This is a genomic window from Tahibacter caeni, from assembly GCF_024609805.1.
In the GTDB taxonomy this organism is placed as follows: domain Bacteria; phylum Pseudomonadota; class Gammaproteobacteria; order Xanthomonadales; family Rhodanobacteraceae; genus Tahibacter; species Tahibacter caeni.
On sequence record NZ_JANFVR010000102.1, the window covers coordinates 1 to 14,902 of the forward strand.

A 14,902-nucleotide genomic window follows, 5' to 3' on the forward strand; every position below is an offset into this window, starting at 1 on the left:
GACGGTCGCCGCCGGCGCGGCCGGCGCTTCGGCGGCCGAGGTCAGCGCGGCGGGCGCCGCGACGAGCGTGGCCAGCAACAGACTCAGCGAAAGGGTTTTCATGTGCATCCTCCGGTAATGGCGTGTTTCAGGCCGCGCGCGGATAACCCGGCTCGCGCACGGCCGGCGCCGGGGCCGCATCGCGGCGGCGGCGCCACTGGCTCAGGCGCATGAGGCTGGGCATCAGCAGCAGCGAGAACACCAGGGCGACGACGACGCCGCCGACGTTCACGGCGGCCAGGCCGCGATAGATCACGCTGCCCGGCCCGGGGTTCACGGCCATCGGCAGCGCGCCGAGCGCGCCGGTCATGGTCGAGGCGAGGATCGCGCGCAGGCGCTGGTTAAGGCCCATGCGGATCGCGTCCTCGAGGCTGTGGCCGTCGTTCTGCGCCTCGCGGGTGAGGTCCACGAGCAGGATCGCGTGATTGACGATGACGCCGATCATCATGACGAAGCCGATCATCGACAGCAGGTCGAGCGGCTGGAACGCGAACACGCCGAGCACGCGCAGGCCGACCATGCCGCCGATCAGCGCGAGCGGCACGGTCAGCATGACGATGACCGCGTCGCGCAGCGACTTGAACAGCGCGGCCATGATCAGCAGCAGCACGAGCAGCGCGAGCGCGAAGTTCTTCGTCATCGTGCCGACGATCTGCTCGAGCCGGTCGGCGCTGCCGGCCATCAGGATGCTCCCGTCCGGCGGCAGTGCGGCGCGCAGCTTCGGCACGACGTCGCGATTCAGGGTCGCGAGCGCCTCTTCGAGCGAGAGGGTGGCCGGCGGGTCGACGGTCAGGCTGATCGTGCGGCGATGGCCGAGGCGGCGGATCACGGTCGGGCCCAGGGTCGTTTCGAGACTGACCAGATCGCCGAGCGGCACGACCTGGCCCGAGGGCGTGACCAGCGGCGCTTCGGCGAGCTGCTCCGGCGTCTGGCCGGCGCTCGCGCGCAGGATGATCGGCACGCGCGTCTCGCCGTTGAAATACTCGCCGAGCCACGCGCCGTCGCCGAGCGCGCGCACGACGGTGCCGAGCGCGGTGCGGTCCCAGCCGGCCTCCGCGATGCGCCTGTCGTTCGGCACCGCATGCAGCTCGGTCTGCACCGAATCAGTGTTCGGAAACGCCTGCACGTTGGCGCCCGGGAAGGTCTTCTCGAGCAGCTGGCGGCCCTGCTCGGCGGCGCGTTCGAGCGCCTTGGGATCGTCGCTCTGCAGGTGCATCGCGATCGATCTCGCCGAGCCGCCGAAGCCGCCGAACAGATCGCCTTCGCCGGCGAAGGCGCGCGTATCGGGCAGGCCGACGATGACCTCTTCACGCACGATCTTTTCGAGCTCGCCGATACGCGATTCGTCGACGACGCGCGCGCCCACGGTACCGCCGCCGGGCCAGAGCAGCAGGTAGTAGTTCTTGAGCTGCGGCTGCTTCTCGCCCTTCATGTAGGGCTGCAGGCGCGCGAGGATCGTGCCGGCGATCTCGCGGTTGACGACTTCGGGGCTCATGCCCGGCGGGAAGCTGAAATTCGCGTCGATCGCCGCACGCTTGACCGGCGGCAGGTAGTCCAGCCGCGGCAGGAACGCCGCGCAGAGTATCAGCGGTGCGATCAGCAGCGCGACGACCCAGCCGATCTGCTTGGCCGGCGTGTCGGTCCAGCGCAGGATGCGCTCGGTCAGCGCCGGCCAGCCGTCGCCGTAGCCCGAGCTGAGCTTCTTGGCCTTGAGCCAGCCGCCGGCCGCGGCCGGCAGCACGGTCAGTGCGACGAGCACGGAGATCGCGACCGAGATCGAGATCGTCAGCGCGAGGTCGGCGAAGATCTGTCCTTCGACGTCGCGCAGGAACAGCACCGGCAGGAACACCGCGATCGTCGTGACCGTGGATGCGAACAGCGCCGGCACGACCTGCTTGGCGCCGGCCAGCGCAGCCTCGACCGGCGTCATGCCCGATTCCTTCAGCCGGATGATGTTGCCCGACACGACGATCGCGCCTTCGACGACCATGCCGACCGCGAACGCGAGCCCGGCCAGAGAGATCACGTTGAGCGTGCGGCCGGTCAGATGCAGCACGACGAAAGTCGCGAGCAGGCAGATCGGAATCGACGTCGCGATCAGCAAGGTCGCGCGACCGTCGCGCATGAACCACCAGACGCAGATCAGCGCGAGCAGCGCGCCGACGACGAGGTTCTCGGTCAGCAGGCCCACGGCGCGATTGATGAACAGGGCCGAGTCGAACGACTGCTCGATGCCGAGACCCTGCGCCTTCAGCGGACCGTCGCGCAGCTCGGCGACGACTTTCTTGACCTCGTTCAAGGTGCCGAGCACGTTCGCACCGCTCTGGCGCAGCACCTGCAGGCCGATCGCGGGATTGCCGTTCTGGTAGGCGAAGAAGCGCGGTTCCGGCGGGCGCACTTCGACCGTGGCCACGTCGCCGAGCTTGATCGGCCGGCCCTCGCGCCAGGTCAGCACGAGCTCGCCGAGCTGCTCGGGCGTATAGCGGCCGACGAAGCGCAGCGTGTATTCGCGACGACCGACCTCGACCTGCCCGCCGGACACGTCGGTCGCACTGGCCGCGCGCGCGGCGATGTCGGTGATCGGAATGCCCATGGCCGCGGCCTTGGCCAGGTCGATCGTGATGCGCACTTCGTCGGGCGGGCCTGCATTGACGTTGACGCCGGCGACGCCGGACACGGCTTCGATGCGCGGACGCACCGTCGCGTCGATGAATTCGCGGTAGTCGGCGATCTGGCCCTGCGTGCCCGGCAGCAGCTGCACGAAGAACCAGCTCAGCGACTGGTTCGCGTCGCCGTTGCCGAGCTGCACGACGGGCCGGTCCGCGTCGCGCGGCAGCGGCGGCAGACGGTTGAGCCGGCCGATGACTTCGACCAGCGCGTTCTTCATGTCCGTGCCGATCGCGAAGGTCAGATTCACATTGCTGCCGCCGGTGTTGGCGCTGCCGTCGAGTTCCTCGAGTCCCGGCAGGCCCTGCAGCACCTGCTCCTGCGGTTCGAGCAGCTCCGACTCCACTTCGACCGGCGAAGCGGCGCGCCAGCCCGTGTTGATCGAGATCTGCGGCCGCTCGATGTCGGGAAACAGCTGCAGCGGCAGCTCGCGCAGGCTCAGCAGGCCGAATACGCAGACCATCAATACCGTCACGCCCACCGCGACCGGATTGCGCAGCGACGCTTCTATCAGTTTCATGACTCTCTCCCGCCGCGGCCGATCGTGTCGGCCGCCCTCTTGTCTTCAGGTTCGCGCTGCACGCCCGAACTGGGATGCGGCAGAGGTCATAGAGGTTGCGCCGATTGCGCCGAACGGCGCTGACGGCACGCCGGACTGTGCCGCGTGTTGCCGGACTGCGCGCGAAGCGGGCATCGTCAACCGCTGCGGCCGGCGATACCGGTTGAACCTGCGCGCCATGTCGCCGCCGCAGGCCGCCTGGCTCGCGCTCGCGCTGTGGCGGCGCCCGGTCAACCGCGGCGCCAACCGGGTGCTCGCCGCCTGGATCGCCCTGATCGGCTTCGACCTCGTCGTCAAGGCGCTGTACTTCCAGGCGCCGGGACCGGCCTGGTACAAGCTCTACCGCTTCGTCGGCCTGTTTCCGTTTCTTTACGGCAGCCTGTTCTACGTCCACGTGCGCGTGCTGACCGAAGCGCGCGCGTTCCGCCGCAGCGACCAGGCCCATCTGCTCGGCTTCGCCGCCGCACTGCTGCTCAAGGGCGACGTGGGGCTGCAGGATCCCGCCGCGATCGTTGCACACTTCGCGAACGGCGCGCGGCTGGCGCCGTCGCCGTGGTTCGATCTCTTCCTGTTCGGCTATGGGCTCGGCTACGTCGGCGCGGCGCTGTGGCGGGCGCACGTGCACCGGCGCCGCCTGCATGCGCAGCGCGCCGACGCCGATCGCCTGTCGCTGCCTTGGATCACGACGATGGCGATCTCGCAGACCGTGATCTGGGCATAGCGACCCTGCAGTGGCTGTCGAACATTCCGTGGATCGACTATCCGCTGATCTACGGCGCCGTCGTGGCCTGGATGTTCACGGTCGGCTATCTGAGCCTGGGCCAGACCGCCGTGCCGGCGCCGCCGGCCGCACTGCCGGAAGCGCCCGTTCCGGCCGGCGACGCGACGGACGATGCGCGCTTTCCGGCAGTCGAGGCGCGCCTCGCGCAGCTCATGCAGGCCGAACGGCTGTACCGCGAACCGGCGCTGAGCATCGGCCAGCTCGCGCGCCGCAGCGGCTATCCGGAATACCTCGTCTCGGCCGTGATCAACCGCCGCTTCGCCGGCACGTTCTGGGACTACATCAATCGCCTGCACATCGAGGACGTGCGCCGCTGCCTCGACGATGCGGCCAGCGAACGGACCATTCTCGGCATCGCCTACGCGAGCGGCTTCACGTCGAAGTCGACCCTCAACACCGCGTTCAAGCGCGAAGTCGGCCAGACGCCGAGCGCCTACCGCCAGCGTCACCGGCCGGGCGCGACCGCTTCAGCCGGCGGCCGCGACTGACGGCGCCGGCCGCGTGCGATCCGGGGGAATCGGACCTCGCGCAGGCTCAGTGCAGCAGGTGCACCTTGTCCTTGTAGCTGCGCGACAGCTTGAGGGTATGGCCCGATTCCAGGGTCACGAAGTATTCGCCGTTCAGATGCGAGCGCAGCTCGCGCACGCAGCTCAGGTTGACGATCGTCGACCGATGGATGCGCTGGAAGCGGCGCGGGTCCAGGCGCTGCTCCATCTCGCGCATGGTCGCGCGGATCACGAAGTTCTCGTCGGCGGTGTGGATGCACAGGTAGTCGCCGGCCGCGTCGATCCAGCGGATCGAGTCCGGATCCAGGCGCACCGTGCGGTTGCCGTCGCGGATGGCCAGGCGCTGCGGCGCGGCCGGCTCGACTTCGTCCTGGGCCAGCGCATCGGCCAGGGTCAGGTCGGCCTTGCCCGAGACGCGCGCGAGCAGGCGCAGCAGCTTGTCGCGGTCGCCGCCGGCCTCGCGTGCGCGCAGGCGCTCGCGCACGGTCTGCAGCGCCTGCGCGAGGCGAACCTCCTCGACCGGCTTGAGCAGATAGTCGACGGCGCAGGCGGCAAACGCGTCGAGCGCATATTGGTCATACGCGGTGACGAAAACCGTCAGCGGCAGGCTCTCGGCCGGCAGCGAACGCAGCAGCGCGAAGCCGTCCATCTCCGGCATCTGGATGTCGAGGAACATCAGGTCCGGCTTCAGCGCCGCGATCGCGAAGCCCGCTTCGCGGCCGTTGCCGGCCTGGGCCACCACTTCCACGTCGGCCTGGCCGGCCAGGCGCAGTTCCAGGCCGCGGCGCGCCAACGGTTCGTCGTCGACGATCAGGGTACGGATCACGTGTCGCTCCGGGTTTCAAAGGGAAGCTCGAGCGCGACCTCGACGCCGCAGCCGGCCTCGGCCGGCCGCGAGCGCACGTCGACGCGCTGGCGCACGCCGTAGAGCACCTTGAGGCGCTCGCGCGTATTGGCCAGGCCCACGCCGTTGCCGTTGCCCGCGCCGCTGCAGTCGGCCGGCAGGCCCGGACCGTCGTCCTCGACGCGGATGCGCAGACATTCGCCGGCGACATTGGCGCGCACCGCGATCGTGCCGCCTTCGATGCGCCGGCTGATCGCGTACTTGATGCAGTTCTCGATCAGCGGCTGCAGGATCAGGCTCGGCACCAGCGCGCGGCGCGCCTCGGCGCTGACGTCGACGACGACGCGCAGACGCTCGCCGAAGCGCACCTGCTCGATGCCGAGATAGCGGGTCAGCGCCTCGAGCTCTTCCTCGAGACTGACGCGCTGCATCGGATCGGAATCCAGCGAATGGCGCAGGAAGGCCGACAGCCCGGTGACCATGCGGTTCGCGGTCGCGTTCTGGTTGTCCAGCACCAGGGTCGAGATCGCGTTCAAGGTGTTGAACAGAAAATGCGGATTGAGCTGGTAGCGCAGCATCTTCAGCTGGGCCTCGTGCGCGGTCGCGTTCGCGCGCAGCGTGTTCTCGCGCTCATGGGCGACTTCGCGGCTGAACTTGATGCCGAAATACAGGCCGCTCCAGGACAGCATGACGTAGAGCGCCGATCCGAAATAGCCGATGTAGCCGAGCAGGCTTTCGGGCCGGCATTCGAAGCACCAGCGGAACACCGCCTCGGCATAGGTCGTCGAATACACGGCCGTCGCGAGCACCAGCAGCAGGCCAGCCGCGGCGATCATGCGCCCGGTCGGCAGCTCCCAGATCGCGCGGTAGCCGAGGCGCAGCAGGCTGGTCACGCCAAAGCCGATCGCGGTGGCCGCGGCCGACACCCAGATGTAGTCCCAGGGCTTGCCGTGGCCGGCGGCCGACAGATAGTGCAGGCTGAAATAGCCCAGCCAACCGGCGCACTGCAGCACCCAGAACAGGCGCGCCGGCGTAGCGAAGAAGCGTTTCAGGCTGGTCATTCGGGAATGCGAAACCATGGTCGCCCATGCTAGGGCCCGAGCGCCGTAGCAGAACGCAGTTCGGCGCACGCTGGCAACCGCCGGGCGCGGCTTGCCTACAATCGGCGCTTTTCGGGAGACCTGCATGCGCCCGCACCAACGCGACTTCCTCGACCTGGCCCTGCACAAGCAGGTGTTGCGCTTCGGCGAGTTCACCCTGAAGTCCGGCCGCACCAGCCCGTACTTCTTCAACGCAGGCCTGATCGACAGCGGCGCCGCGCTGGCCCGGCTCGGCCGCGCCTATGCGGCGACCGCGGCCGAATCGGAACTGACCTTCGACATGCTGTTCGGTCCGGCCTACAAGGGCATCGCCCTGGCCGCCGCGACCGCGATCGCGCTGGCCGGCGAGCACGGCCGCGACCTGCCGTTCGCGTTCAACCGCAAGGAAGCCAAGACCCATGGCGAAGGCGGCAATCTGATCGGCGCGCCGCTGCGCGGCCGCGTGCTCATCGTCGACGACGTGATCACGGCCGGCACTGCGATACGTGAGTCCCTGCAGATCATCCGCGACCAGGGCGCCGTCGCGGCTGGCGTACTGATTGCATTGGACCGCCAGGAACGTGGGCAGGGAACATTGTCGGCGGCGCAGGAGGTCACGGCCGAGTTCGGCATTCCGGTCCTGGCCATCGCGCGCCTGGCCGACCTGCTGACCCTGACCGCCGAGCGACCCGAACTCGCCGAGCAGCAGTCCCGCCTGGAGGACTACCGCCGGCGCTACGGCGTGGCCTGAGTCTGCCGCGGTTCAGCGCCGGACGTCGTGGGCGCCGCCTATACTGCCTAGCAAGGAGGAACCACCATGTCGTTTGCTGTGCGCTGTACCCTGCTCGCGCTGGCTCTGCTCGGCAGCGCCGCTGCGACGGCTGCCGACCGCGTGCGCTACAAGTGGCGCGACGAGAGCGGCAGCCTGCACTATGCCGATACCGTGCCGCCCGAGGCAGTCAAGCTCGGCTACGAGGTCGTCAACCAGCAGGGCGTGGTCGTGCGCCGCGTCGAGCGCGCGAAGACCGAGGAGGAGCTTGCCGTAGCCAAGGCCGAGGCAGCGAAACGCGCCGAGGAAAAGCGCAAGAACGACGAGATCGCGCGCAACGATGCGCAGATGCTCGCCGCCTATCCGACCGAGGAAGACCTGCGCAAGTCGCTGCAGGCGCAGATCGACCTGATCACGCAGAACATCCAGGCCACCGAGCTCGGCATCGCGAGCCAGGAAAAGAGCCTGGCCGAACGCCTGGTCCACGCGGCCGAGCAGGAGCGCAACGGCAAGCCGGTCCCGCCGGTCGTGCAGAACCAGATCAACACCCTGCGTACCGACCTGACCAAGCAGAAGGCCTACCTCGAACGCCGCACGGCCGATCGCCAGGCCATGGAAAAGCAGCTCGTCTCCGAGATCGAACATTACCGCGCGGTCCGGCAGCGCGCGGAGGACCAGCGCGGCGGCAAGCGCTGAGCGTCGCTTGGCAACGCCGGCGGCCCGCTACGCCGGCCGGCAGACATCGCTGGAGCGGAGGCGGCAGCGACGACGACGCCGCGCTTCCCGGCGACGGCGTCAGGGCGCTGCACCGCTGCTCAGAACGGCAGCTTGAGGTTCGCGTCGAGCGCGAGCAGCTGACGACGGAACACGTCCTGGATGCGCCGCAGCGATCCTTCGTTGTCGGCGTCGAAACGCAGCACGAGCACCGGAGTCGTGTTCGAAGCGCGCACGAGGCCCCAGCCGTCGGGCCAGTCGGCACGGACGCCGTCGATCGTCGTGACGCGCGCGCCCTCGAAGCTCGCCCGTTCGCGGAAGCGCTCGATGAAGCGGTAATGCTCGCCTTCGCTCATCTCGATCTTGAGCTCGGGCGTGCTCGTGCCCTTGGCGAGTCCGTCGAAAATCTGCTGCGGATCGCGGCCTTCGAGGTCGCCAGCGAGGATCTCGAGCAGACGCGCGGCGGCGTAGATGCCGTCGTCGAAGCCGTACCAGCGCTCCTTGAAGAAGAAATGGCCGCTCATCTCGCCGGCCAGCGCCGCATCGGTCTCGCGCATCTTGGCCTTGATCAGCGAATGCCCGGTCTTCCACATGATCGGACTGCCGCCGTGACGCAGGATTTCCGGCTGCAGTTTGCCGGTGCATTTGACGTCGTAGATGATGGTCGCGCCCGGATTGCGCACGAGCACGTCCTTCGCGAACAGCATCAGCAGGCGATCCGGGAAGATCACTTCGCCGGTCTTCGTCACGACGCCGAGGCGATCGCCGTCGCCGTCGAAGGCCAGACCGAGATCGGCGCCGACCTGCTTGACGGTCAGGATCAGATCGCTGAGGTTGTGCAGGTCCGACGGATCCGGATGGTGATTCGGGAATTCGCCGTCGACCTCGCAGTACAGCGGCATGACCTCGCAGCCTATGCCTTCGAGCACGGCCGGCGCGACTATTCCGGGCACGCCGTTGCCGCAGTCGACGACGACGCGCAGGCGGTGCTCGACCTGGATGTCGCCGGTCACGCGATCGATGTAGTCGTTGACGACGTTCATGGTCTGCAGCGAGCCGCTGCCGCTCGTGAAGCGGTTCTCGGCGATGCGCGCATACAGGTCCTGTATCGCCTGCTCGGCCAGGGTTTCGCCGCCGAGAACGATCTTGAACCCGTTGTAGTCGGGCGGATTGTGGCTGCCGGTCAGCGAGACGCCGCAGCCGGTGTTGAGCTGGAACGTCGCGAAATAGACCAGCGGCGTCGGCACCTGGCCGATGTCGATGACGTTCATGCCGGCCTGGCGCAGGCCTTCGACGAGGCCGGCGCTCAGTTCCGGCCCCGACAGGCGGCCGTCGCGGCCGACGACGATTTCGGTCAGGCCGCGTTCGATGCCTTCACTGCCGATCGCGCGGCCGATCGCGCGCGCGATGTCGCGATCCAGGGTCTTGCCGACGACGCCGCGGATGTCGTAAGCGCGGAAGATGCTGCGGTCCAGCGGCAGCTTCAGGGCCGGCGGCGGCGGTGTGGCCGGCGTGGGCCGCGCCGCGCTCGGCGCGCGCACCGGTCGCGCTGCCGGCGCTTCGACCTGGAGCGCCTGGGCCATCGTGATCTCGGGCTCGGCCGGGCCGCTCTTGATCAGCCTTCCGCGCAGCACGGCCATGCCCTCGTGCCAGCCGACCTTGCGCAGCCAGAGGCCGACGGCCGCGGCGATGCCGCAGAGCACGGCGAGTACCAGCGGCAGCCAGGGATTGTCCGACGAGGTGATCAGGAACAGCTGCGGCGGCAGCTGGGCGACGCGGAACGCCGAACCCGCGATCGGCAGGCCGAGATCCGGCACCGGACCCGCCGCTCCGCCGGCGCCGACGCCGAACAGCACCAGATCGGTCACGTTGCCGGTGCCCTGGCGCAGCTCGAGGCGGCCGTCACCGACGTCGGCGCGCTGGAACGCATCGAGCACCGGCTGCATCGGAATGGCGACCCACGCCACCGCGACGTTCTGCTCGCCGGCGCGCACGGTTTCCGCGAACGTGATCATGCGGCCGTTCTTGCCGATCACGACGGACTGCGCGTCGGCCGCGCCGTTCTGCGCCTGGATCAGCTGCGCCGCCTTGGCATAGCCGAACGTGCGCAGATCCGAACCCAGCACTTCCTTGAGTTCGGGACTGAAGAAGTAGGCTTCGACGACGTCGGGCAGTGCGGAGCGCAGCGCCGCGACGGCGGCCTCGCGCTGGGCCGGATCGCCGCTGCTCAGCGGCTGCAGCACCGCGGGCGTCTGCAGCGCATTGGTGATCCGCGTGCGCAGCTCCGCGATGACCTCGGCCAGCGAGGTGGCCTGCGCCTCGCGCTGCACCAGCAGGTTGCGGCGTGCCGCCTCGTCGCGCCAGACCTGCGTCGCCTGCCAGGCGAAAAACAGCGCGGCCGCGATCAGCAGGGTCGAGCCGGCCACCGGCAGCAGGCGCCGCCAGTCCAGCGCCGGCAGCGCGAATCCGCGCTTGGCCGGCATGTCGTCGGTGGCGGCAGCAGCCGTGCTTGCCGCATCGCCGAGCTTTTTCTTCATCCTGGTGAACTCCCCGCGCCGGTCAGGAAACGCCCGAAGAACCGAAGCCGCCTTCGCCGCGCTCGGTCGGCTGGAAATCGTCCACTACCCGGAACGCCGCATGAGCCACCGGCAGGAATACGAGCTGGGCTATGCGATCCCCCGGCGCGATGGTAAAGGCCTGCTCCGAACGGTTCCAGCACGACACCATCAACGGCCCCTGATAGTCCGAGTCGATGAGCCCGACCAGATTGCCGAGCACGATGCCGTGGCGATGGCCCAGGCCCGAACGCGGCAATATCACGGCGCAGTAGCCGCGGTCCTTGATATGGATCGCGAAGCCGGTCGGTATCAGCTCCGAACAGCCCGGTTCGAGCAGCAGCGGCTGCGCCAGCGCCGCGCGCAGGTCCAGTCCGGCCGATCCCGGCGTCGCATAGGCCGGCAGCGGAATCGAATCGCCGACGCGCGGGTCGAGGATCCGGAATTCGACATCGATCATGCGCGGCCGGCTCCGCGTTCGGCGTCGCGCCGCAGCAGGCGCTCGGCGACGACGGCGACGAGCTGGCGCGCGAGCTCGCGCTTGGACGCGGTCGGCAGAGGCGTGACGCCGTCGGCGCCGATCAGGGTCAGGCTGTTGTCCTCCGACTCGAAGCCCAGACCGCCGCCGACCTGGTTGGCCGCGATGAGGTCCAGGCCCTTGCGCTCGAGCTTCGCGCGCGCATGCGCCTCGACGTGCTCGGTCTCCGCGGCGAAGCCGATCAGGAGCGGCCGGCGCGGCAGCGCGGCGACGTCGGCCAGGATGTCGGGATTCTGGGTCAGCTGCAGAGTCATGCCGCCGTCTCCCTGCTTCTTGATCTTCTGCGCGGCGATTTCGAGCGGCCGGAAGTCGCCGACCGCGGCCGCGGCGACATAGGCGTCGGCCCGCTTGGCCGCAGCCATGACGGCCGCATGCATCTCGCGCGCGCTGCGTACGTCGATGCGGTTCACGCCGGCCGGCGTGGCCAGGTGCACCGGGCCTGCCACGAGCGTGACGTCGGCGCCCGCTTCGGCGGCGGCCGCGGCGATCGCGAAGCCCATGCGGCCCGAGCTGCGGTTGCCGAGGAAACGTACCGGATCGATGTCCTCGTAGGTCGGGCCCGCACTGATGAGCACGTGCCGGCCGGCGAGCCGGCGCAGCTGGCGCGTCGCGGCCAGCGCCGCGACCAGGTCGTCCGGTTCGAGCAGACGGCCGGCGCCGACTTCCCCGCAGGCCTGCGAGCCCGCCGCCGGCCCGAACACGCCGACGCCGCGCGAACGCAGCAGCGCGAGGTTGGCCTGGGTCGCCGCATTGGCCCACATCTGCTGGTTCATGGCCGGGGCCACGTGCAGCGGCGCGGCGCTGGCCAGGCACAGCGTGGTCAGCAGGTCGCCGGCGAGTCCATGGGCAAGCCGGGCCAGGAAATCGGCGCTGGCCGGCGCGACGAGGATGTCTTCGGCCCAGCGCGCCAGTTCGATATGGCCCATGGCGGCTTCCGCGCTCTCGTCCCAGAGGCAGGTCCTCACCGGATTGCCGGACAGGGCCTGGAAGGTCAGCGGCGTGACGAAGCGCGCCGCGTTCTCGGTCAGCACCACGCGTACCTGCGCGCCGGCATCGCCGAGCCGCCGCACGAGCTCCGCGGCCTTGTACGCGGCGATGCCTCCCGTCACGCCGAGCAGTACGCGTCTGCCGGCCAATCCTGTCGCGCTCATCGGAATTTTCTCAGCGGTTCAAGCGGCGATAGCTTACGGGAAAGCCCGCTCCGGACGCGCGCGAACCGTGTCACTGCCGGCTAGGCTGGAATCGGGACGCAGCCGGCAGGGAAGCCTCATGAACATCTCTCATTGGCCGATCGACGAAAGGCCGCGCGAAAAGCTGCTGAGCCAGGGCGCGACGGCCCTGTCCGACGCGGAGCTGCTGGCCATCTTCCTCGGCAGCGGTAGCCGCGGCCAGACCGCGGTCGACCTCGGTCGCCGGCTGCTCGTGCAGAGCGGCGGGCTGCGCGCGCTGTTCGTGCGCACCGAGCCGCTGCCGGCGCTCTGCGGCCTCGGTCCGGCCAAGGCCTGCCGCCTGCAGGCCGTGCTCGAGGTCGCACGGCGCTGCCTCGGCAACGATCTCAAGCGCAAGTCGACCCTGCGCTCGCCGCGCGACACGGCCGAGTTCCTGCGCACGCGCATGAGCAGCTATCCGTACGAGGTGTTCGCCGCGGTGTTTCTCGACAACCGCCATCGCGTCATCGCGTTCGAGGAAATGTTCCGCGGCACCATCGACGGCACGGCCGTGCATCCGCGCGAGGTCGTTCGCGCCTGCCTGCGCCACAACGCGGCGGCCGTGATCTTCGCCCACAACCATCCCTCGGGCGTGGCCGAACCCAGCGAGTCGGACCGCGCGATCACCTGCGAGCTGCGCGAGGCGCTGGCCCTGGTCGGCGTGCGCGTGCTCGATCATTTCGTGATCGGCACCGACAGTCCGGTGTCGCTGGCGCAGAAGGGCTGGCTGTGAATCGGCCCCCTCGGCGGCAGCCCTGTGGCGCCCGACACGGCGGCGGCGCACCGGGCCGCACGGCCCCTGGCGCCGACACGGCGCTGACATATACTGCGGTCCGCTTGGTGGAGGGCCTGGCCGCACGTGATCCTGCCGTTTCCGCGCGAGTTTGCCGAAGACGCTGCCGAACGCTCCATTGCGGACGTGGCTCAGGCGCGGCGTCTGCTCGTGTCGCTGGCTCCGGGGCTGACGGCCGCGCTGGCCCGGCGCCGCGCCGTCCTGGCGCCGCTGATCGGACCGCGCGACGCGGCCCGCGTGGAGCGCACCGAAGCGGCCGTGGAACTGGCCTATGCGCGACTGGCCGTGCGCCACGGCAGCTGGGGGCAGGACTTCCACGCCTACCACAACGAGCAGCACATTCTGGAAATTTTCGACAGCCGCATCGCAAGGCTGATGCAGGCGGCCGGCTTGCAGGCGCTGAGTCTCGACGACTGGCTGCTGCTCGGACTGTTCGCCGCCTGCCACGACCTGCGCCAGCGCGAGGCGCCGATGTACAGCGCCGGTGTCGGCAGCAACGAGCGCGCGAGCATCGAGGAAGGCTTCCGCATCCTCGACTTGGCCGGCTTCGACCGCCGGCGCGACGCGGCGTTCTATACGGGTCTGGAGCTGATGATCGCCGGTTCGACCTTCGACGCGCGACCGCCGGCGCAGGACTGGGAATACAACTCGGTCGACCTCGTGCAGAGCGGCGGCGCGCTCGCGTCCAAGCTCGACGCGAAGCTCGACAAGCACGTGCCGGGCTGGCGCGAGGATCCGGTGCTGCAGCACGCGCTGGAGCTCGCGCTCGTCGCGGCCGATCTCGATACCGCCAACGTGGCCGAACCGTTCGCACGCTTCGTCGAAACCGGCATGCGCCTGTGCCAGGAACGCGAGATGCGCTGCCATCGCGAGACCGGCGACCCGGCATCGGCGTTGCCGGTGTTCGGCTTCCTGACCGATGGGCAGGAGCGCTTCTTCTTCGAGCTGCACCGCTTCAACTCCGGCCTCGGCCGCACGGCGTTTTCGGACGCCAAACAGGCCAATGCGCAGCCGCTGAAGGCCCTGACGATGGCGCTGCGCGCGCGCGTCGCCGCGAGCGGCAAGCCGGCCAGCGGCAATGCCGTCATCGAGGCCATGCGCACGCTCACGCGCGAGATGGAAGCGCGCAGCCTGCGCTGAACCGCGCGGCGCTTCCGGCCTACAATCGCCGTTCCGTTCGCCGCTGCAGGCCATTCCATGACTGACGAACCCGCCAAACCCGTCGACCGCGCCGAAGCCGAAGCCGCCATCCGCACTCTGCTGCGCTGGGCCGGCGAAGATCCGTCCCGCGAAGGCCTGCTCGACACGCCGCGCCGCGTCGTCGACGCCTATCGCGACTGGTTCTCGGGCTACGCCGAGGATCCGGCCGAGTATCTGCGGCGCACATTCGAGGAAGTCGCCGGCTACGACGAGCTCATCGTGCTGCGCGACATCGAATTCGAATCGCATTGCGAGCACCACATGGCGCCGATCATCGGCCGCGCCCATGTCGGCTACCTGCCGACCGACAAGGTTGTCGGCATCTCCAAGCTCGCCCGCGTCGTCGAAGGCTTCGCGCGCCGTTTCCAGGTGCAGGAAAAACTGACCGCGCAGATCGCCCACTGCATCGAGGACGTGCTCAAGCCGCGCGGCGTCGGCGTCGTCATCGAAGCCGCGCATCAATGCATGACCACGCGCGGTGTGCACAAGACCGGCGTGTCGATGACGACGAGCCAGATGCTCGGGGTGTTTCGCGAGGATGCGCGCACGCGCGCCGAGTTCCTGCAGTTCGTCATGAGCGCGCGGCGCTGAGCCGGGCGGCGCTGCGGTTCGATGCCGGCGCCGACGAGAGAAGGAGCCGGCATCGAACC

At 69.4% G+C, this 14,902-nt stretch carries 13 protein-coding genes; 7 read left to right on the forward strand and 6 right to left on the reverse strand.

The genetic code is table 11. The annotated features are described in order from the left end of the window. Positions 1-127: 127 nt before the first annotated feature. On the reverse strand, positions 128-3,226 hold the full coding sequence (locus NON22_RS10995; RefSeq protein ID WP_257386975.1) for an efflux RND transporter permease subunit: 3,099 nt from the start codon (positions 3,224-3,226) through the stop codon (positions 128-130). Between the two features lie 202 nt (positions 3,227-3,428). Between NON22_RS10995 and NON22_RS11000 the strand changes: the two genes are divergently transcribed. Together NON22_RS11000 and NON22_RS11005 are read left to right on the forward strand one after the other, a co-directional pair. Continuing rightward, positions 3,429-3,986 (forward strand): hypothetical protein, encoded by a 558-nt coding sequence (locus NON22_RS11000; protein WP_257386976.1) that lies wholly within the window; start codon positions 3,429-3,431, stop codon positions 3,984-3,986. Continuing rightward, entirely contained in the window at positions 3,941-4,534 is a 594-nt protein-coding gene (locus NON22_RS11005) for a helix-turn-helix domain-containing protein (protein WP_257386978.1), read from the forward strand. The genes NON22_RS11000 and NON22_RS11005 overlap by 46 nt, the downstream gene beginning before the upstream one ends. Positions 4,535-4,580: 46 nt before the next feature. On the opposite strand, the gene NON22_RS11010 is transcribed toward NON22_RS11005, so the two are convergent. Both NON22_RS11010 and NON22_RS11015 read right to left on the reverse strand, forming a co-directional pair. Then, a complete protein-coding gene (locus NON22_RS11010; RefSeq protein WP_257386979.1) occupies positions 4,581-5,378 on the reverse strand; it encodes a LytR/AlgR family response regulator transcription factor in 798 nt (265 codons plus the stop codon). After that, complete coding sequence (locus tag NON22_RS11015) at positions 5,375-6,457, reverse strand: sensor histidine kinase (RefSeq protein ID WP_257386980.1); 1,083 nt, start codon at positions 6,455-6,457, stop codon at positions 5,375-5,377. Before NON22_RS11015 ends, NON22_RS11010 begins: the two co-directional genes overlap by 4 nt. A 124-nt stretch (positions 6,458-6,581) precedes the next feature. Between NON22_RS11015 and pyrE the strand changes: the two genes are divergently transcribed. Both pyrE and NON22_RS11025 read left to right on the forward strand, forming a co-directional pair. Continuing rightward, complete coding sequence (gene pyrE / locus NON22_RS11020) at positions 6,582-7,226, forward strand: orotate phosphoribosyltransferase (protein WP_257386981.1); 645 nt, start codon at positions 6,582-6,584, stop codon at positions 7,224-7,226. A gap of 66 nt (positions 7,227-7,292) precedes the next feature. Beyond that, positions 7,293-7,940, forward strand: a complete 648-nt coding sequence (locus NON22_RS11025) for a DUF4124 domain-containing protein (RefSeq protein WP_257386982.1) — start codon at positions 7,293-7,295, stop codon at positions 7,938-7,940. A gap of 119 nt (positions 7,941-8,059) precedes the next feature. On the opposite strand, the gene NON22_RS11030 is transcribed toward NON22_RS11025, so the two are convergent. Genes NON22_RS11030 through coaBC form a run of 3 tightly spaced genes read right to left on the reverse strand, consistent with a single transcriptional unit; the run spans position 8,060 to position 12,202 of the window. Next, complete coding sequence (locus NON22_RS11030) at positions 8,060-10,495, reverse strand: phosphomannomutase/phosphoglucomutase (protein ID WP_306673764.1); 2,436 nt, start codon at positions 10,493-10,495, stop codon at positions 8,060-8,062. A gap of 22 nt (positions 10,496-10,517) precedes the next feature. Beyond that, positions 10,518-10,973, reverse strand: a complete 456-nt coding sequence (gene dut / locus NON22_RS11035) for a dUTP diphosphatase (protein WP_257386983.1) — start codon at positions 10,971-10,973, stop codon at positions 10,518-10,520. Beyond that, complete coding sequence (gene coaBC, locus NON22_RS11040) at positions 10,970-12,202, reverse strand: bifunctional phosphopantothenoylcysteine decarboxylase/phosphopantothenate--cysteine ligase CoaBC (protein ID WP_257386984.1); 1,233 nt, start codon at positions 12,200-12,202, stop codon at positions 10,970-10,972. Before coaBC ends, dut begins: the two co-directional genes overlap by 4 nt. 118 nt (positions 12,203-12,320) lie before the next feature. Between coaBC and radC the strand changes: the two genes are divergently transcribed. The 3 genes from radC (at position 12,321) to folE (ending at position 14,843) form a co-directional block, all read left to right on the forward strand. After that, positions 12,321-12,992, forward strand: a complete 672-nt coding sequence (gene radC, locus NON22_RS11045) for a RadC family protein (RefSeq protein ID WP_257386985.1) — start codon at positions 12,321-12,323, stop codon at positions 12,990-12,992. 126 nt (positions 12,993-13,118) lie between these two features. Beyond that, positions 13,119-14,192, forward strand: a complete 1,074-nt coding sequence (locus tag NON22_RS11050; RefSeq protein WP_257386986.1) for a hypothetical protein — start codon at positions 13,119-13,121, stop codon at positions 14,190-14,192. A gap of 57 nt (positions 14,193-14,249) precedes the next feature. Further along, positions 14,250-14,843, forward strand: coding sequence for a GTP cyclohydrolase I FolE (gene folE, locus NON22_RS11055; RefSeq protein WP_257386987.1), 594 nt, complete (start codon positions 14,250-14,252; stop codon positions 14,841-14,843). Positions 14,844-14,902: the final 59 nt, after the last annotated feature.